The sequence below is a fragment of the Thermodesulfovibrio yellowstonii DSM 11347 genome (assembly GCF_000020985.1).
Taxonomy (GTDB): Bacteria; Nitrospirota; Thermodesulfovibrionia; order Thermodesulfovibrionales; family Thermodesulfovibrionaceae; genus Thermodesulfovibrio; species Thermodesulfovibrio yellowstonii.
On record NC_011296.1, the window covers coordinates 1,292,813 to 1,312,265 of the forward strand.

At 33.8% G+C, this 19,453-nt stretch carries 13 protein-coding genes and 1 other RNA gene; 4 read left to right on the forward strand and 10 right to left on the reverse strand.

The window, feature by feature from the left end:
* Positions 1 to 68 precede the first annotated feature (68 nt).
* The 3 genes from bioF to THEYE_RS06595 are packed head-to-tail and all read left to right on the forward strand — an operon-like array spanning position 69 to position 3,918.
* Positions 69 to 1,235 (forward strand): 8-amino-7-oxononanoate synthase, encoded by a 1,167-nt coding sequence (gene bioF, locus THEYE_RS06585; RefSeq protein ID WP_012545441.1) that lies wholly within the window; start codon positions 69 to 71, stop codon positions 1,233 to 1,235.
* 45 nt (positions 1,236 to 1,280) lie between these two features.
* Positions 1,281 to 2,714, forward strand: a complete 1,434-nt coding sequence (locus THEYE_RS06590) for a glycoside hydrolase family 3 protein (RefSeq protein WP_012546580.1) — start codon at positions 1,281 to 1,283, stop codon at positions 2,712 to 2,714.
* On the forward strand, positions 2,707 to 3,918 hold the full coding sequence (locus THEYE_RS06595; RefSeq protein WP_012545724.1) for an AmpG family muropeptide MFS transporter: 1,212 nt from the start codon (positions 2,707 to 2,709) through the stop codon (positions 3,916 to 3,918). Before THEYE_RS06590 ends, THEYE_RS06595 begins: the two co-directional genes overlap by 8 nt.
* 99 nt (positions 3,919 to 4,017) lie before the next feature.
* Here the strand turns inward: THEYE_RS06595 and THEYE_RS06600 are convergent, their stop codons facing one another.
* The 8 genes from THEYE_RS06600 to ssrS all read right to left on the reverse strand — a co-directional run bounded on the left by THEYE_RS06600 (position 4,018) and on the right by ssrS (position 12,441).
* On the reverse strand, positions 4,018 to 4,830 hold the full coding sequence (locus THEYE_RS06600; RefSeq protein WP_012546663.1) for a C-GCAxxG-C-C family protein: 813 nt from the start codon (positions 4,828 to 4,830) through the stop codon (positions 4,018 to 4,020).
* Between the two features lie 307 nt (positions 4,831 to 5,137).
* Positions 5,138 to 6,208, reverse strand: coding sequence for an ATP-binding response regulator (locus THEYE_RS06605; protein WP_012546841.1), 1,071 nt, complete (start codon positions 6,206 to 6,208; stop codon positions 5,138 to 5,140).
* Positions 6,205 to 6,573: a response regulator gene (locus THEYE_RS06610; protein ID WP_012544974.1), complete on the reverse strand. Its 369-nt coding sequence runs from the start codon at positions 6,571 to 6,573 to the stop codon at positions 6,205 to 6,207. Before THEYE_RS06610 ends, THEYE_RS06605 begins: the two co-directional genes overlap by 4 nt.
* Positions 6,574 to 6,575: 2 nt before the next feature.
* Positions 6,576 to 9,248, reverse strand: coding sequence for a response regulator (locus THEYE_RS06615; protein WP_012546240.1), 2,673 nt, complete (start codon positions 9,246 to 9,248; stop codon positions 6,576 to 6,578).
* Positions 9,248 to 9,685 carry a cytochrome c family protein gene (locus tag THEYE_RS06620; RefSeq protein ID WP_012545087.1) on the reverse strand — a complete coding sequence of 146 codons (438 nt, stop codon included), beginning with the start codon at positions 9,683 to 9,685 and terminating at the stop codon, positions 9,248 to 9,250. Before THEYE_RS06620 ends, THEYE_RS06615 begins: the two co-directional genes overlap by 1 nt.
* An 83-nt stretch (positions 9,686 to 9,768) precedes the next feature.
* Entirely contained in the window at positions 9,769 to 10,569 is an 801-nt protein-coding gene (locus THEYE_RS06625) for a TIGR00282 family metallophosphoesterase (protein ID WP_012545500.1), read from the reverse strand.
* Positions 10,559 to 12,118 carry a ribonuclease Y gene (rny, locus tag THEYE_RS06630; RefSeq protein WP_012546866.1) on the reverse strand — a complete coding sequence of 520 codons (1,560 nt, stop codon included), beginning with the start codon at positions 12,116 to 12,118 and terminating at the stop codon, positions 10,559 to 10,561. The genes THEYE_RS06625 and rny overlap by 11 nt, the downstream gene beginning before the upstream one ends.
* Positions 12,119 to 12,264: 146 nt before the next feature.
* A non-coding RNA gene (gene ssrS / locus THEYE_RS06635) (6S RNA) lies at positions 12,265 to 12,441 on the reverse strand.
* Between the two features lie 85 nt (positions 12,442 to 12,526).
* Here ssrS and THEYE_RS06640 point away from each other — a divergent pair.
* Positions 12,527 to 14,866, forward strand: a complete 2,340-nt coding sequence (locus THEYE_RS06640) for a DNA-directed DNA polymerase (RefSeq protein WP_012546245.1) — start codon at positions 12,527 to 12,529, stop codon at positions 14,864 to 14,866.
* Here the strand turns inward: THEYE_RS06640 and THEYE_RS06645 are convergent.
* Together THEYE_RS06645 and rpoC are read right to left on the reverse strand one after the other, a co-directional pair.
* On the reverse strand, positions 14,858 to 15,334 hold the full coding sequence (locus THEYE_RS06645; protein WP_012545624.1) for a Mut7-C RNAse domain-containing protein: 477 nt from the start codon (positions 15,332 to 15,334) through the stop codon (positions 14,858 to 14,860). The genes THEYE_RS06640 and THEYE_RS06645 overlap by 9 nt on opposite strands.
* Positions 15,331 to 19,446 (reverse strand): DNA-directed RNA polymerase subunit beta', encoded by a 4,116-nt coding sequence (gene rpoC / locus THEYE_RS06650; RefSeq protein ID WP_012546248.1) that lies wholly within the window; start codon positions 19,444 to 19,446, stop codon positions 15,331 to 15,333. The genes THEYE_RS06645 and rpoC overlap by 4 nt, the downstream gene beginning before the upstream one ends.
* Positions 19,447 to 19,453: the final 7 nt, after the last annotated feature.

Below are 19,453 nucleotides of genomic sequence, written 5' to 3' on the forward strand. Positions count from 1 at the left end.
TCCACTTTCTACCACTATTTACCACCAATATTATACGAATACGAAAATTTTGTCAAGGGGTATTTTGAATGTCTGAAAAATTTTTTGAAATTTTTGAAAAAAAGCTTGAAAAACTTAAAGAACAAAATCTTTACCGTTCAGTAAAAGATATGGAATCAAGGCATGGAATGGAAATTACAATTCAAGGTAAAAAATACATAAATTTTGCATCAAATGACTATCTTGGACTAAGTCAACATCCACTGGTCAAAGAAGCTGGTATAGATGCAATCAAAACATTTGGCGCTGGGGGAGGAGCTTCAAGACTTTTAAGTGGAGGCACTATTTTACATAGAAAACTTGAAGAACTTTTATCCGAATTTAAAAACACAGAAAGCTGCCTTATTCTTAATTCTGGCTATACAGCTAATACTTCTTTAATTCCTGCATTAGCAGGAGAAAATGATATTATTTTCAGCGATGAACTTAATCATGCAAGCATAATAGACGGTTGCCGACTAAGCAGAGCAGAAAAAATTATCTACAAACATGCCGATATTGAGGATTTAAAAAAATTAATTAGAAATATATCTTGCAAAGGCAAGAAAGTAATCATAACAGACACAGTTTTCAGTATGGATGGAGACATAGCGCCAATCAGAGAACTTTATGAATTATGCAAAGCTGAAGGGGCTTTACTTTATATTGATGATGCTCATGGAACTGGAGTATTGGGTAATGGTTACGGCATATTGAAACATCTGGGACTACAGACAGAGGCTTTTGTAATTCAGATGGGAACACTTTCTAAAGCAATCGGAGTTTTTGGAGCATTTGTCTGCGGCGATTCATCCATTATTGACTGGTTTATAAACTCTGCAAGAGGTTTTATTTTTTCAACTTCTTTACCTCCAAGCACTGTTGCTTCTGCTTATGCTTCTTTAAAAATTATTATGGAAGACAAAGAATTGATTAAAAGGCTCTGGCAGAATATTGAAAAAGTTATGGAGATAATAAAAAATCTTGAACTTAAAACAACAAAAACACAAACTCCGATTATTCCCATTCTTTTTGAAAACATTGAACAAGCAATAAAGGCTTCAAGGATTCTATATGATTCAGGTATTTATGCACCTGTTATCAGACCTCCTACTGTAAAAACTCCAAGAATCAGAATAACAATAACTGCAGGGCATTCTGATAATGATATTGAAAAACTATCTGGAGCATTAACTTTATTAAATTCAATTTTTTGAATTAGTTGAATCTTTGAATCTCTTTAATTCATAATATGCAGTTGTATGGAAAATTTAATGAATTTAATCATAGCAAGGCTTGATGGTGAAAAAATAAATGATTCCCTATACACACACTATATTGAAAAACTTGTTAAAGAAGGAATTGCAGGTTTCATAGTTTTTGGTGGAGACTATGATGAAATAAAAAATTTCATTGACTATCTTCAAAGCATAGCATCAGAACCATTAATCATTGCTTCAGACATTGAAAGAGGTGTTGGACAGCAGATAAAAGGTGGAAGTTTGATTCCCTCACAGATGGGAATTGCCGCAGGATTTGATTTGAAGGAAAACAGACAGGAACTTGAATCTCTGTATTCAATTGTAATAAAAGAAGCATTGGATGTGGGAATAAATCTTGCACTTATTCCTGTTTTGGATGTGAATAGAGAGCCTAAAAATCCAATAATATGCACAAGAGCTTTTTCAGATAATCCTGAAATTGTTTCGGAATATGGCAAATTTGTTATAAAACTCTTTGAATCTTACGGATTATCAACATGCGGAAAACATTTTCCAGGTCATGGTGGAACACAAATAGACTCTCATCTGGAACTTCCTTATCTTATATATGAAATTGAAATACATCTTAAACCATTTAAGGAAGCAATTAAAGCTAAGGTTTCTTCAATTATGGTTGGTCATATAGTTGCTGATGATATGAAACCTGCGTCTCTTTCGGAAAATGTGATCAATAAATTGCTAAAACAGAACATGTGTTTTAATGGAGCAGTTCTTACAGATGCGATGAATATGAGAGCTTTAATAGATTATGAAAATCCTCATGCTTTAGCTCTTATAGCAGGAGCAGATATAATTCTACATCCAGAACAACCATATACTGCTTTAGAAGAGATAAAAAAAGCTTATATGCAGGGCTTAATTAGTGACAGAAGAATAAAAGAAGCTTACAGAAGAATTAAGAGGTTAAAAAAGCTCAAAACAAAAAAAACGATTATTAATAATGAAGATATTTCCTTAATTCATAAAGCATTTAAAAAAACAGTTACAGTTATAAAAAATGAAATAAATGATTTGAATTCTAAGAAAATCGTCCCTTATCTTACAGGAGTCTATACTGAGGAAATAAAAAAAGTATTTCAGAACTATTTTGGTTCTGCCTATGATTTACAGGATTATAGAAAATCAAATGCAATACCTTTAATTGCAGCATTCACAAATATTAAGGCTGCTGGAAAGGAATACGTATTAAAATCGCAACAAAACATGATAATTAAGGAAATCATATCAAATACAGATGCAATTGTTGTATCTTTCGGTAATCCCTATGTTTTAAGACCTTTTAAGAAAGCAAAGGCTATAATTTCACTTTATGATTCCCATGAACACGCTGTGCTTGCTTTTCTGGATGTATTCAATGAAGGGTTCAAAAATACGGGCAGACTCCCTATCAAAATAGAATGGCTTGATGACTAAAAGAACAAAGGATATAGCAGTTGTAACAGTTCTTGGTTTTGCTTCTGGACTGCCTTTTCCACTTATAGGTGGGACACTACAGGCATGGCTTACAACTGAAGGAATTGATATAAAAACAATAGGCATTTTCACAGTTCTTACCTTTCCATACAGTTTTAAATTTCTCTGGTCTGCTATATTTGACAGATTCAATATTGTAGGACTTGGAAGAAGACGTGGTTGGATTATCATTTGTCAAATTTTAATTCTATTTGGCACCTTTTTAATGATAACATTTACTCCTGAGCATCTTTTAATTTTCAGTATATTAGCAGCAATGATTGCTTTTTTTTCAGCATCTCAGGACATCTCAATTGATGCTTATAGAACAGAAATACTCAGACCAGAAGACAGAGGAATCGGAGCAGCATTTTCAGTAACTGCATACAGAATTGCATTGATTGTTGCAGGCGGTCTTTGTCTTTTGCTTGCAGACTATCTTGGATGGCAGATTGCTTTAACAATAATAACTTCACTTTTAGTTTTAGGAATAATTACCACTTTCTGGGCAGATGAACCAAAGGGAATAAAAAAACCGACTACATTTAAAGAGTCATTTATTGAACCCTTTAGAGATTTACTTAAAAGAGAAAAAAGCATTATTTTGCTATTATTTATTGTTTTATATAAAATTGGCGACGCCTATGCAAGCTCTCTCAGTACAGCCTTTTTTATTAGAGGCATAGGATTTTCCCTTACTGAGGTGGGTACAGTTAATAAAATTGGCGGGCTTATTTCAGCAATTGCAGGTTCAATATTAGGAGGATTTTTACTCAGAAAAATAAGCCTTTATAAAGCATTAATTTCATTTGGCATACTTCAGGCAGTATCAAATATTATGTTTATGGTTTTAGCAATAGAAGGAAAAAACTTTTCATTGTTTGTATCCACCGTAGTCATTGAAAATCTAACAGGTGGAATGGGAACCACGGCATTTTTAGCTCTTTTAATGGGATTATGCAACCGTAGTTTTGCTGCAACTCAGTATGCGCTGCTTTCATCATTAGCATCTCTTGGAAGAGTAATTATAAGTCCAACAGCAGGTTTTATTGTTGAAAGCATTGGCTGGGCAGCTTTTTATTTTCTCACTTTCCTTGTGGCAATTCCAGGGCTTTTTTTAATCATTAGTTTAAAGAAAATCATATTTAATGTTTCTGAAAAGTAACATCTTAAGCTATTCAAGTAAGTGTTTGCTTAAATTTTTAAAAATTCAAAGTTTTTGAAAAATCTGAGAATAAAAGAGGGGGAATAGTCCCCCTCTGAATTAAAATGGTGGATGTTTTGTAGTTTTATTAATTTTCCCATCAAAATGACAAGTTCCACATTCCATATTCCCTTTTGTATTATTGAGAGCATCCTTTTTATCATGACAGTCCATACATGTTTTAGTTTTTGCCTTAATAGGATAAGCTCCTTTAAAACTTCCCTTATATTCAGCTTCTAATAACTTAAGAGCATAAAGAACACAATCAGCGGTAATTCTTGCACATCTCTCATCTCGTTCCTTTGAAGCAGCTTTAAATTTAGTTACTGCACACCATTTTGAAACAGAGATATGACAAATTGGTGAATTGGCAACAGTAGCTTTCATCTGCATGTTTAATTTTGGTTTTTCAGGAATATACTTAGGGAGTGCTTCTTGTTCATAGAAACGAAACACATCCTGTATAATTTTATAGGCTCTATCCTGCTTTTCTTTGTCTACACCACCTGTAAGAAGAAAAATAGCACCAGCAACTCCTATTAGAGCTCCACAAGTAGAACCAGTTTCAGCTATCCCGCTTCTACCAAAAACAAAAAGTTCTGTTGGGATTCCAGTAAAAGGAAATCCAACTTCATCTTGAAGAGTTCCTATAATGGCATCAAATGCTCCGTAACAGCACCTACCTTTGTAAAAACCAAAGTAAGCTCTTTCAGCAGCTTTTTTAGGATCAATAGATTTGTAAGTCCATGGAAGTTGAGGAAGCTTATTGGGCTGAGAAGCATTTAAGTTATCAGCTATCCAGCTACTGCTCGTCAAAAGTAAACCTCCACCTAAGATTCCTCCAAAAATTTTTAATGCATCTCTTCTTTTCACAACTCCTTCCTCCTTTAAAGAAAATTTTTTTAAACCCTGTCTTATTAAGAATTAAAATCAATAAAAAGCAAAGTTTATGCCAGAGAAATTGAGTATTTATAAAAAGAGGAGATCACTCAACTGTTTATGCAGCCAAGGAATGGCAGGAAGTTTTTAAACAGGCTCAAAAAATACATCGGAGACGAAAAACAACTTAATTTTATATCAGGAATTTTAAAATGTTACTTGGCATTCACATTTTTGAAAAATATGTTACCCAATCGTAACAACTAAAAATTCATATGAAAATCTGATTATTTGTCTTATTTTATCTTCCTTTCACAGGAATTCTTATTATAAATGTGCTACCTTTTCCGGGTTCACTTTCAACTGAAATAAAACCTTTATAATACTGAACAATTGTAAGAGCTACAGATAACCCAAGCCCTGGTCCGTATACCTTTGAGGTAAAAAATGGATCAAATATTTTCTTAATCAGTTCTTTTGGAATTCCTTTACCTGTATCAGAAATTCTTATCTCTATCTCATTTTTCACTTGTTCAAGAGAAATTTTTAACAGACGTTTTTCGGATTTTTCCATTGCTTCTATTGCATTCTTAATAATATTGCGAAGAACAATTTTAAAATGTTCCTTATCTATATAAAAAGATGGCACATCTTTAAAGTCTGTTTCCACCTCTATTGCTTTATCTTCTATCTCCTTTTCAAGTTCTTCTAAAATCTCTTCTATGGCAATTTTAGGATTAACATTTTCCAAAAAACCTATGGCAATCATTTTAAGATTTAAAATTTCTTTTAAAAGTCTCTCAAGTCTTTCTGCCTCCTGAAGTATGGTCATTAGATATGGTTTATTTGGATCACCAGGTGGTAAATTGTCATATACTTTTTTTGTAAATCCTGCGATACTCACAATGGGATTTCTTATTTCATGAGAAAGACTGTCAATAAGTTTTCTTACTGACTCAGTTTTCTCTTCTTCTATTACTTTCTCTGCTGTTTCTTTTCTTGTAATCAGAGAACGAACTCTTGCTGAAAGTTCTCTATAATCAAAAGGTTTCGGGACATAATCATCAGCGCCAATGTCAAATCCTTTAACTTTACTTTCCACATCAGATTTAGCTGTAAGCATAATTATAGGAATAAATTTTGTTCTATCATCTGTTTTGAGTCTTTGACAAACTTCATAGCCGTCCATTTTAGGCATCATTACATCAAGAATTATTAAGTCTGGGTAAACTTCATATACTTTCTTTAAAGCTTCTTCACCATCATAGGCTTCTTCCGTATTGTAGCCTTCAGCTTTCAGTCTTTTTCTCAAAAGTTCCACTGTATCTATGTTATCATCAACAATTAAAATTGTCTGATTTGAGTTATTCATTTTTCCTTTAAATAAATCTTTATCTGTTCTGGGAACTCTCTGACATTAATTGGTTTTGATATATAACCATTACATCCAGCCTGAAGAGCTTTTTCCTGATCTCCTCTCATAGCATGGGCAGTAAAAGCTATTATAGGAGTATCTTTGAAATCGGGTCTCTCTTTTAATCTTCGTGTAGCTTCATAGCCATCAATCTTTGGGATTGAAATGTCCATAAGAATTAAGTCTGGTCTATATGCTAAAGCCTTTGCTATAGCATCTTCTCCATCAACTGCTTCTATTACTTCATATCCGTGTTTTTTTAATATCTTTTTCACAAGCTCTCTTGAATCTTCATTATCATCAACAACAAGGATTGTTTTCACACTTAACCTCCTATTTTCTTCAAACTATTTTTAAGTTCTGTTATAAGTTCTTCTTCTGAAAAGAGAGCCTTGTTTATTATATCTTTTATTCTACCATTTAATGCTTCCTTTTCTTGCTCACTCAATTCTTTATTTGTAAGAGCAATAATTGGAATATCCCTTAATTCAGCAGATGTTTTAATAAAATCTATAAAATCAAAAGCGCTGCTGTCTGGGTCTGTAATATTAACAATTAGCAAATCTGGTTTTTCACTCTTGACCAATTCCATTGCCTGTTTACTACTATTAGTTGCATAAACTTCGTAACCGCTTTCTTTAAGTATTTTTGAAATATCATAATTAGTTCTTTCATCTCTTTCAAGCAAAAACACTTTTTTTATTGGACGATGAATGCCTATATTTTTAATTCTTCTTAATAAAGAATATCCATCAAGCGGCTTTACAAAATAGTCAGCTGCACCAAGACTAAAAGCTAAAGTCTTATTTTCAATAATAGAAACAATAATAACAGGAATATTCTTGGTTTCTTCATCTTCTTTAAGCTCTTTTAATACCTGCCAACCATCTTTCTTAGGCATCATTATATCAAGTGTTATTGCAACCGGTTTTATTTCCTTAGCTTTTTTAACAGCCTCCTCACTGCTAAGTATTCCTATAACCTTGTAATCTTTTTCAAGATATTTTTTTATTAAATCAATAGCATCAGGATTATCATCAATTGCTAAAACAACTTTCTCCTTTTCAGAAATCTTTGATATATCTGGAGATAAAGGTTCTTTATGTAAAACAAGGTCTCTTACAACTTCGCATAGTTTACATGCATCTGCTTTTTCTGGATAAGACCCTATTTTCATGCCTTTACAATGTGTTCCTACAACAAGCCAGCATCTTTTCTCTGGAGAACCATACTCAGGGCAGTTTACATGACCACACTGAGTATAATCCCAGCATCTTACCAATTTACCTTCATAAGATGGGTCTTGTAAAAAAACTTCCTTCGGTACTTCAAAATATTCTCCAAGTGCTTCAGCCATCTCTTCTTCTATAACAGGACCTGTCTGCTCAAAAACTTCCTTTTTAAAAGGTAACAAAACATAGAAAGTGCTTCCTTTTCCTACCTCACTTTCAGCCCATACCATGCCTTTGTGTAAAGCTACAAGCCCTCTTACAATGCTTAAACCAAGACCTGTTCCTTCATACTGTCTTGTGGTAGATACATCAGCTTGGGCAAATTTATCAAAAATCTTATCAAGGTCTTCCCTCTTTATTCCTATTCCAGTATCACTTACTGAAATTTCTATAAATTGAGGACTTCCGTCTTTGGCTTTACCTCTTTCTGAAACTTTTGCCTTTATTGTTATTCCACCCTGATGTGTAAATTTTACAGCATTGGATATTAAATTTATTAAAATCTGTTTTGTTTTATCCTCATCAACATAAAGCTTTTCAGCTCCTGACTCAATATTTAGAGTAAAACTTAAACCCTTTTTAGCAATTAATGGTTCAAATGTAACCATTATTCCGTCTATTAGTTCTTTTAAATCTATTTCTCTTGGATGAAGTTCAATCTTTCCTGATTCAATCTTAGATATATCAAGAACATCATTTATTAATTGCAATAGATGCCTTGCATTTGCAGCCACTTTTTTTAATGAAGTCTTCTGGTCATCATTTAAAGGACCATCAACTTCATCAAGTAATAAATCAGTATAACCAATTATTGCATTCATTGGTGTTCTTAGTTCGTGAGACATATTTGCTATAAATGCAGATTTAAGCGTATCAAGTTCTTTTAACTGTTTATTTGCCTTCTGAAGCAATGCCACAAGCTCGTCTCTTTCTTCAAGAAGTTTTGCTCTACGAGTAAGTTCTTTTTCAAGTTCCATTTTTGACTTAGCAACTTCATTAACCATGTAGTTAAATGTTTCTGTAAGGGTGCCTATCTCATCAGGAGGATATTTTATTATTGTACTCATCTCGCCTTTTGCAAATCTATGTGTAGCATCAACAAGATTACTTAGAGGTTTTCTTATGAATTTGCTTACAACAAGATTTGTTATAAAAATTGCGAGTAATGAAGCAAAAGCTGTCAAAGCAAGGGACCTATTTCTTTGAGCAATCACTGTTTTATAAACGTCCTCAACATCTGTTTTCATAATCAAAGCACCAAGAATTTTTCTTGATGAACCATGACAATGAAAACACTCAGGTGCATTTTTTATAGGAAGAACTGAGATAAGATTTCGCCTTTCTTTAATATTAAAAACTAATGATTTATACTCATCTCCATTCCCCTTAAAGCTTTCATTAAGATTATCAATAAAATCTTTATTATTTATTATCTGGTCTATCTTTGTATTTATCACTTTTTTATCTGTAGAAAAAGAGATATCTCTATTGAAATCGCAGAGATAAACACTTATATTTTTATATTTCTGCCCAATTTCGTCTAAATCTCTATGAATTGTATCACTATCTCCAACTGTCAAAGGATGTTTCATTGTTGCATAGATAGTATCCATTACCTCTTTGTTGCCCATTTCTGCAATTCTAAGTCTGTCCTGCACTCCAAAATAAATTCTAAATGTCATTTCAATAATCATCACAACCAAAATAATTCCAATAAATGTAAGCATCAACTTGTTTCCAATTTTATTGGTTATGAATTTAAACATTAATGAGCACCTCCGTAAAGCAGAGGTTTAAATCTGAATGCTTTTATTCTTTCTTCTGTATGACATGGTTCACACACTTGAAGTGTGAATTTTCTTTTGATATATTTTTTGTCTATGGTTTCTACATGTTTTTTCCCGGGACCATGGCAAACTTCGCATCCTGTATTTTTCAAATATGGTGTTTTTTCTATAGAAACAAAACCACCTGCTTTACCATACCCTGTTGTATGGCAGTAGTAACAGCTTTTTAATTCCTCGGGAGTTATTTTATTTTTCATCTTTTCCACTGCTTCAAAAGAGCGAGACATTCTTGAATATTTAATAAAATTCTCATATTGTTTAGGATGGCATTTTTTACAGGTTTCTGTTCCGACATATTCAGAAAAAACTACGAAAGGATAAAATAATATCAGGAGAATTATAAAAAAAGATTTCATATTAAAAGATTATCAGAAAAAAGAATATTTGTAAACTGATACAAGAATAAAAAATTTTTTGGAAACTATAAAAAATTCTAAATCTAACTTTGGCTAAGCATTAATCTTTCTATTTTTTTTGCCAGTCCTGTGGAAGACTCCACTTCAATATAAACTGCTGATAGGATAGAAGGTCTTGCAGGAACATCAAATTTCTTGGGCAATTGATAAAGAAATTTTTCTATAACTTCATCTTCTCTAAATCCAATAACAGAATGTTCGGGACCAGTCATCCCTACATCAGTTATATAGGCAGTGCCTTTTGGTAAAATTTTTTCATCTGCTGTCTGAACATGGGTATGAGTTCCTATTATTGCACTTACCTGACCATCTAAATAAATGGCAAATGCTATTTTTTCTGATGTAGCCTCTGCGTGAAAATCTATTAAAATTACATTAGTCTCCTTTTTGATTCTTTCAACCTCTTTTTTTGTGATTCTAAAGGGACAATCAAGAACATTCATAAAAATTCTACCAGAAACATTGATTATACCAACAAGATTATTTTTTCTTGTTTTCATTAAAAGACTTCCTGTTCCAGGAACACCCTCAGGATAATTTACAGGTCTCAGTATTCTTGATTCTTTTGCAATATAAGGAATGGCTTCCTTTTTATCCCATACATGATTACCTGTTGTAATTATATCTATACCATAAGAAAAAAGTTCCTCTGCAACTCTTTCTGTTATTCCAAATCCTCCTGCTGCATTTTCTCCATTTGCTATGACTAACTCAACTTTATATTGATCAATTAATTTTGGAAGAAGTGATTTGACAATCTGTCTTCCTGCTTTACCAACAATATCTCCTATAAAGAGAAAATTAACTGTATCATTACTTTGCATATTCTATGAATCTTGACTCTCTTATTACAGTTACTTTAATCTGTCCAGGATAACTTAACTCCTTTTCTATCCTTCTACTTAATTCTCTTGCAATAAAAGCACATTCTTCATCAGTTACAATATCAGGTCTTACAATAAGTCTAACTTCTCTTCCTGCCTGAATTGCATAACAGTTTTGAACTCCCTGAAAAGACATGGCAAGTTCTTCAAGTTTTGTAAGTCTCTTAATATAACTTTCTATGGTTTCTCTTCTTACCCCAGGACGAGCTGCAGAAAGAGCATCTGCTGCCGCAACCAATGCGGACTCAACACAACTAAACTCCACATCTTCATGATGACTGAGAATTGCATTTATAACTTCTTCGCCTTCACCATATTTTTTTGCAAGCATAGCACCTATTTCCTGATGAGAGCCTTCCATTTCATGGTCAACTGCTTTTCCTATATCATGCAGAAGTCCTGCTCTCTTGGCAAGCTTTACATTAACTCTGAGTTCACCTGCCATAATTCCACTAAGCCATGCTACTTCTTTTGAGTGTTGTAAAACATTCTGTCCGTAAGAGGTTCTATATTTTAACCTGCCTATAAGTTTTATAATCTCTGGGTGAATTCCGCTCAGTCCAAGTTCAAATACTGCTTTTTCTCCTTCATCCCTTATGGCAATATCTACATCTCTACGAGCCTTTTCCACAACTTCTTCTATTCTTGCTGGATGAATTCTTCCATCAACAATTAATCTTTCCAGTGCCATTCTTGCAATCTCTCTCTTTATTGGATCAAAAGAGGAAAGAATAACAAGTTCTGGTGTATCATCAACAACAAGGTCAACACCTGTTAATGATTCAAAAGCTCTTATGTTTCTGCCCTCTCTGCCTATTATTCTTCCTTTCATTTCATCATTTGGAAGACTTACCGCTGTAACAGTAGCATCAACAACATAATCACTTGCATATCTCTGTACTGCCAAACTTAGTATTTCTTTCGCTTTTTTGTCTGCTTCCTGTTTAACCTCATCTTCTATCCTTTTAATAAGTCTGGCCGCCTCAAAACGAGTTTCCTGTTCTACTTTTTTGAAAAGTTCCTGTTTTGCTTCTTCTTCTTTCATTCCTGCTATTTTTTCAAGAAGCTGTTGTTGTTCCGAAATAAGCTTATTATAATGATTTTCTTTTTCCTGTAAAATTCTTTCCTTTGAAACTATCTCTTTTTCTCTTTTATTTAGTTCAATCTCCCTTTTTTCTACCTGCTCAATTTTTCGGTCTAAAAGCTCTTCCTTCTGTCTTAGCCTTTTTTCCTGATAATTAATCTCCTTTGTTTTTTCCTTTATTTCTTTTTCTGCTTCAAATTTTAATTGGTATATGACTTCTTTTGCTGAAAGATGTGCTTCTTTTTTTACTGTCTCTGCTTCCTTTTTTGCATCTTCAAGAATTTTTTGAGCTTCTTCATGAATTTTTATCTTTTCCTCTTTAAGCCTGCTCCTATGGAAAAGATAAACTCCATATCCAGCAACAGCACCGAAGATAATTGCAATAAAAATATATAAAAACTCCATTAAGATACCTCCAAGAAATTTATTTAAAAGGCTTGCTGGGGTTATGATGATGTGGATAGAGACAGTTTTTTATAAAAAAGTTTATGAAAGTGCTATTTTAAAAATTAAACTATTTTTACATCTATCTCAAAAATCTACAACATCATCATAACCCCGCCCTGCCGTGTGATAAGGAAAGTTAGATCCCCCTCGGACAGGTGGGTGCCTTGTAGGCAGGTTAGGCTTCCTCCGAAGAGGCATGCACACCGCTACCTACGCTGGCTCCCTAACGGACCTAACTGCCGGATCCCCTTTCCCTTCCATCACGGACAGGGCAGGAAGCCTGTCTAATTATTTTATAACAAAAATAGGAATGGATATGCAATCTTTATTTTTATGTATAATTATATAAAGATGTTATTTTATCTATTGGACATAGATGATTCTCAAGAAGGCATTCTTCTTTTCGGAATATTAGAAAATGGAAAATGTGAAAAATTTATAGATTCTTCATATAGACCTTATTTTTTTGTGCTTCCCATAGATAAAAAAAAGGCTATCAAAGAAATTGAGGAAATTGTAAAGAAAAATTCCCTTCCAGTTACTGAAATAACAGAAGACAGGCGCATACTTCATGGCGAAGAGAAAGAGTTTATAAAAATTTATGCAAAAAGACATCAGGATATGCAGAAAATAAGGGATGCAATAAAAGTTCTTGAAGAAAAAAGAGGAGGCTCTGGTTCTATAATTGATGAGTTTGAGTATCAAATTTCTGCATATAGAACCTATCTTGCAGAAAAGGGACTGTCCTGTCTTAATTGGTTTGAAATAGAAACCAAAGGGAATCAAATTAAATCAATTAAAAAAGTTGAAATACCTCCACCAAAACTTAAAATTCTCGCCTTTGATATGGAAGTTCTTGAGGTTCAGAGAGGAACTCCTTCAATTGTCATGATTTCAGTGTTTGGAGAAGGATTATCAAAAGTAATCACTTATCAGGAAGCAAAATATACTGTTGACTCTAATGTTGTCAATGACGAAAAAGAACTTATAAAAAGCTTTCTTGAGATTGTTCAAGACTATGACCCTGATATAATTGCTGGTTATAACACAGATCTCTATGATATGCCTATTTTGAGAGAAAGAGCAAAACAACTTAAAGTTGACATCAGTATTCTTTCAAGGGATAACTCTGGAATAACTCTCTCAAAAAGAGCAAGATTTACAACTGCAAGACTCATTGGTAGAGTTCATATTGATATATTTAACTTTGTCTTCAATATTCTTTCACCTATGCTTCAGAGTGAACAACTGACATTGAAAAATGTATCACATGAACTTCTTGGAGATACAAAACTTGACATGGAATATGAAGACATACTTCAAGCATGGGATAAAGGTCATGAACTTGACAAACTTGCAAGATACTGTCTAAAAGACAGTGAACTTGTCTATGAACTTACGAAGATGCTTTTGCCAGATATTGAAGAACTGACAAAAATTACAGGACAATCACTTTTTGATACATCAAGGATGCCTTACAGTCAGCTTGTTGAATGGTATTACATTAAAAAGTCCAAACAGCAAAACAGGGTGATTCCAAATCAACCAAAGTTTGATGAGATAAAAGAACGGCAAAAAGCTACATATGAAGGAGGATTTGTAAAAGAACCAGAGGTAGGACTTCATAAAGGAATTGTTGTTGTTGACTTCGCATCTCTTTATCCATCAATAATTGCAACATACAACATCTCAATTGAGACTCTCAACTGTAGTTGCTGTAAAGATAATGGATATAAAATTCCAGAATTTCCTTACTGGTTTTGTAAAAATAAAAAAGGTTTTGAATCTCAAGCAATTGAAGAACTTTTAATTGAAAGACTTAAACTTAAAAAGGAGTTAAAAAAACTTGATCCACTATCTCATGAATATATCCTTCTTGATACAAAACAAAGAGCTCTGAAAACAATTATAAATGCTTCCTATGGTTATTATGCATATCCTGCAAGCAGATGGTATTCAAAGGAATGTGCTGAGTCGATTACAGCACTCGGAAGATACTGGATTAAAGAAGTCTTAAAAAAAGCTGAGCAAAAAGGATTTCATGCAATATATGGAGATACAGATTCAGCCTTTTTGAAAATTGGAGACAAGAAAGAAGAAATTAAACAGTTTATTAAAGAAATAAATCAGAGTTTACCAGGTCTTATGAGGCTTGACCTTGAAGATTTTTATGTTAAAGGACTTTTTGTTCCAAGAGAAGCAGGTGGAGTTGCCAAAAAAAGATATGCTCTACTTGATGAAAATGGAAGGCTTAAAATAAGAGGGCTTGAAATTGTAAGAAGAGATTTATGCAGATATGCAAGACAGACACAACAAGAAATACTGAAGTTCTGTCTAATTGATGAAAACATTGAAGGAGCTTTTAAACATCTTAATGAAAGAATTAAAGCTTTACAGGAAAACAACTACGACTTTAAAGACCTTGTTGTGTATGAACAGCTTTCAAAGCCTATTTCAGAGTATAAATTAATCTCACCCCATGTGATAGCTGCTAAAAAACTTATTGAAAAAGGAATTCCTGTAGGTGAAGGAAGTGTTATAGGTTATATAATTCAAAAAGGTTCTGGCTCTATAAGTGAAAGAGCATATCCTGTAGAACTTGCTGATGCATCAAAAATTGATATTAATTATTATATTGAAAATCAGGTAATTCCAACTGCAATGAGAATTTTAAGAATTTTCAAAAAGGAACATACGTTATTTTAGCTTTTTTAAAATTTCCTTTTTTATTTTGTCTATTCTGTCCTTATGAGTTCCGTGCCAGTAAATTTTGCCACAGGCTTTACAAATCATAAACTCCTGATTGGAAAACGCAACATAATCAGGTATTTCTCCTTTAAGTTTTTCTTTCATAATACTTTCTGTTTCTCCATTACAAACAGGACATCTTGGTCTAAGACTCAATAAATCAAATGAAATCGGAATTGTAGATAGCACTTCTTTAATCTGTTCCTTAATAGTTTCGGATTGAATTAGTAAAACTTTTTTTAATAATCTTGACATAGCAAGAGCATTATCTCTGGTCAATACTATTCTATCTTCCTGTAGAGAGATTTTTATTAATTCCCTGTCTGTAAAATCATTTCTGTATAGAGTATCAAAACCAAAAAGCCTGAGCCATCGGCTCAGGCTTCCAAGCATTACATCTGCTACAAAACGCGGAAGAATACTCAATTTTCTTCAATACTTTCTTCGCTGAAATGCTCTATCTGCATACTGTAAAACTCACCTTTTATCAATGTATCTTTATATACTGGAGAACCTGTTCCAGCTGGAATAATTCTTCCCATTATCACATTCTCTTTTAATCCTCTTAATTCATCAATCCTTGCCTCAATTGCTGCATCAGTAAGAACCCTTGTAGTTTCCTGGAATGAAGCTGCCGATACCCAAGATTCAGTTGAAAGAGCTGCCTTAGTAATTCCAAGTAAAAGAGGTCTTGCCTGAGCAGGTCTACCTCCACGAGCTATAACTTTCTCATTTTCCTCAATAAATATAAATCTATCAACCTCATCACCTATCAGAAAAGATGTATCACCAGGGTCTTCTATTCTTACTTTTTTCATCATTTGTCTGACAATAACCTCAATATGTTTATCATGTATTGAAACTCCCTGAAGTCTGTAAACTTTCTGAATTTCATCCACAAGATATCTTTGTAGTTCTGTCGGACCTAATATCTCAAGTATACTGTGCGGATTAATAGAACCATCTATCAAAGGTTCGCCTGCTTTCACCCAATCTCCATCATGAACTATGACATGTTTACCTTTTGGAATAAGATACTCTCTTGTTTCATCAGCTCCTCTAACAACTATAACTCTTGAGCCCTTCTGGCTTCCTTTAAACTCAACTATTCCATCTATTTCACTGACAATAGCTGCTTCTCTGGGTCTTCTTGCTTCAAAAAGTTCTGCTACTCTTGGAAGTCCACCTGTTATATCCTTTGTTTTAATTGTTTCTCTTGGGATTTTTGCTAAAATATCTCCTGGTTCTACAATATCTCCTTTATCAACTACCAAAATTGCACCTGCTGGCAGAAGATATCTTGCAGCTGTTCCTGAAGGAAGTTTTGCTGTTTTACCATCCTTATCTTTTATCGTAACACGGGGTCTATAAGTTGCTGGATAATCAATTATTATTTTGTGTGAAAGACCCGTTGTTGGATCAGTTTCTTCCTTAAATGTTACTCCTTCTACCATATCACCAAGAGCTATTTTACCACCTATTTCAGTAATAATCGGTGTTGTATAAGCATCCCACTCAGCCAGTCTCTGACCTGATTCAACAATCTGTCCTTCTTTAACAATAATTTTAGCTCCGTATACGAGATTATATTTTTCCCTCTCCCTTCCAGAAGAATCTGTGATAACAATCATAGCATTTCTATTAAGAACAACAAGAGAACCATCTTTTCTTTCTACATAATGGATATTTTTAAATCTTACTGTTCCTGAACCCTTAGCCTCAAGCACAGCCTGTTCAACTATCTTTGTAGCTGCTCCTCCGATATGAAATGTTCTCATTGTGAGCTGTGTACCTGGTTCTCCAATAGACTGCGCAGCAATAACTCCAATTGCTTCTCCTATTTCAACAGGTTCACTTCTGGCAAGATCCATTCCATAACATTTTGAGCAAACACCAAATTTTGTTCTACATGTAAGCACTGAACGAATTTTTAATCTATCAATTCCTGAATCTACAATCTTCTTAGCAAGTGCCTGGTCTATTACAGTATCCCTTTTTGCGATTATTTCGCCTGTAAGTGGATCTTTTATGTCTTCTGCCAGTGTTCTTCCATATATCCTTTCTTCAAGAGGCATTACTATTTCTCCACCTTCTATAAGGGCTGTAATATATATCCCGTCTTTTGTTCCACAATCATGTTCTATAAGAAATATGTCCTGTGCAACATCAACAAGTCTTCTTGTTAGATATCCAGCATTTGCTGTTTTTAAAGCTGTATCTGCCAGACCTTTTCGGGCACCATGTGTGGATATAAAGTATTGCAGTGGAGTAAGTCCTTCTCTAAAATTAGCTGTAATTGGGGTTTCTATAATTTCGCCAGATGGCTTTGCCATAAGTCCTCTCATACCAGCAAGCTGTCTAATCTGTGCAATACTACCACGAGCACCAGAGTCAGCCATCATAAATATGCTATTAAAAGACCTTCTCTCTGCAAGTTCTTCTGGAGTAAACTCTTTACCTCTTTCTGCTCCAAGTTCTTTCATCATCTCATCAGCAACTCTTTCTGTCACATTTGCCCAGATATCTATGACTTTATTGTATCTTTCACCCTGTGTAATCAATCCTTCAGCATACTGTCTCTGGACTTCCATTACTTGAGCTTCTGCTTCTTTAATCAATTCAGTCTTCTTTGAAGGTATATGCATATCATCAATACATATGGAAATACCTGACTGGGTAGCAACTTCAAAACCTAACTTTTCAAGTTTATTCAAAAATAAAACTGTATCTCTTTTTCCAAAATTATAATGAATATATTCAATCAGTTTGCCAAGTTCTTTTTTTGTCAGTTCTTTATTAATCATCTGAAATGGAACACCTTCTGGAACAATTTCTCTGAATAAAATTCTTCCTACTGTAGTATTTACAAACTCTCCGTTCAGCTTGACCTTTATAGGAGCATGTTTTTCTACAGCTTTGCACTGATAGGCAAGAATAACTTCTTCAGGGTCTGAAAAAACTTTGCCCGCTCCCTTTGCATCGTGCTTTTCTTTTGTAAGATAGTAAATTCCAAGAACCATATCCTGTGTTGGAACAACTATCGGTTTTCCATTAGCAGGAGAGAGAAGATTTCCAACAGACATCATCAATACTCTTGCTTCAACTTGAGCTTCATATGAAAGAGGAACATGAACCGCCATCTGATCACCATCAAAATCTGCATTAAAGGCTGTGCATACAAGAGGATGAAGTTTTATTGCTTTTCCTTCTACAAGAACAGGGTCAAAAGCTTGAATTCCAAGCCTATGAAGAGTTGGTGCACGGTTAAGCAAAACAGGATGTTCCTGAATTACTTCTTCAAGGGCATCCCAGACTTCTGAACGTTCTTGTTCAACAAGTCTTTTTGCCTGTTTTATTGTTGTTGCATATCCTTTTTCTTCAAGCTTATTAAAAACAAATGGTTTAAATAGTTCCAGTGCCATAGACTTAGGCAATCCACATTGATGCATATCAAGTTCAGGACCAACTACAATAACTGACCTACCAGAATAATCAACCCTTTTACCAAGAAGATTCTGTCTGAACCTTCCCTGCTTACCCTTTATCATGTCGCTTAAAGATTTAAGGGGTCTGCGAGTTCCTGCTTTTAAAGCTTTGGAACGTTTTGTATTATCAAAAAGCGTGTCAACTGATTCCTGAAGCATTCTTTTTTCATTTCTGATAATTACACTTGGAGCTTTAAGTTCCATGAGTCTTTTAAGTCTGTTATTTCTGTTTATAACTCTTCTGTAAAGGTCATTTAAATCCGAAGAAGCAAATCTTCCGCCATCAAGGGGAACAAGAGGTCTTAGTTCTGGTGGAAGAACTGGAACAATATCAAGAATCATCCATTCAGGACGATTTCCTGAATTTTTAAATGCTTCAATAACTTTAAGTCTTTTTGTAAGCTTTCTTTTAATACCTGTGGAAGTTGCAGCTTCTATTTTTTCTTTAAGTTCTTGTGCAACTATATCAAGATCAATTTTTTTAAGAAGTTCTCTTACAGCTTCTGCTCCCATGCCTGCTTTGAATTTGTTTCCGTACTGAGAAATACATTTCTTGTATTCATCTTCTGTGAGAATATCTTTTTCCTTTAAAGGTGTATCTCCTGGGTCTATAACAATATAGTCTTCATAGTAAATAACTCTCTCAAGCTGTCTAACAGAAAGGTCAAGCAGTAATCCCATTTTACTTGGGACTCCTCTGACAAACCATATATGTGCTACCGGTGCAGCAAGTTCAATATGCCCCATTCTTTCTCTTCTTACTTTACTCTGAATTACCTCAACTCCGCATTTGTCACATATAACACCTTTATGCTTCATTCGTTTATATTTACCACACAAACATTCCCAATCTTTTATAGGACCAAAAATTTTAGCACAAAAAAGCCCTTCTGGTTCTGGCTTAAATGTTCTATAATTGATTGTTTCAGGCTTCTTTACTTCTCCATATGACCATTCCCTTATCTTTTCAGGCGAAGCAAGCTTTATTCTTATAGCATCAAAATCTCTCGGATTTTTAGGTTTTTGAAAAAGTGAATAAATATCTTCTGTCAAGGCTTAT

What these genes read in the sequence shown, in the direction of transcription:
- THEYE_RS06625 (WP_012545500.1), bottom strand. Translation starts at nt 10,569, where the DNA reads ATGCAAAGTAATGATACAGTTAATTTTCTCTTTATAGGAGATATTGTT.
- THEYE_RS06620 (WP_012545087.1), bottom strand. Translation starts at nt 9,685, where the DNA reads ATGAAATCTTTTTTTATAATTCTCCTGATATTATTTTATCCTTTCGTA.
- bioF (WP_012545441.1), top strand. Translation starts at nt 69, where the DNA reads ATGTCTGAAAAATTTTTTGAAATTTTTGAAAAAAAGCTTGAAAAACTT.
- rny (WP_012546866.1), bottom strand. Translation starts at nt 12,118, where the DNA reads ATGGAGTTTTTATATATTTTTATTGCAATTATCTTCGGTGCTGTTGCT.
- THEYE_RS06615 (WP_012546240.1), bottom strand. Translation starts at nt 9,248, where the DNA reads ATGTTTAAATTCATAACCAATAAAATTGGAAACAAGTTGATGCTTACA.
- THEYE_RS06605 (WP_012546841.1), bottom strand. Translation starts at nt 6,208, where the DNA reads ATGAATAACTCAAATCAGACAATTTTAATTGTTGATGATAACATAGAT.
- THEYE_RS06590 (WP_012546580.1), top strand. Translation starts at nt 1,281, where the DNA reads ATGGAAAATTTAATGAATTTAATCATAGCAAGGCTTGATGGTGAAAAA.
- THEYE_RS06595 (WP_012545724.1), top strand. Translation starts at nt 2,707, where the DNA reads ATGACTAAAAGAACAAAGGATATAGCAGTTGTAACAGTTCTTGGTTTT.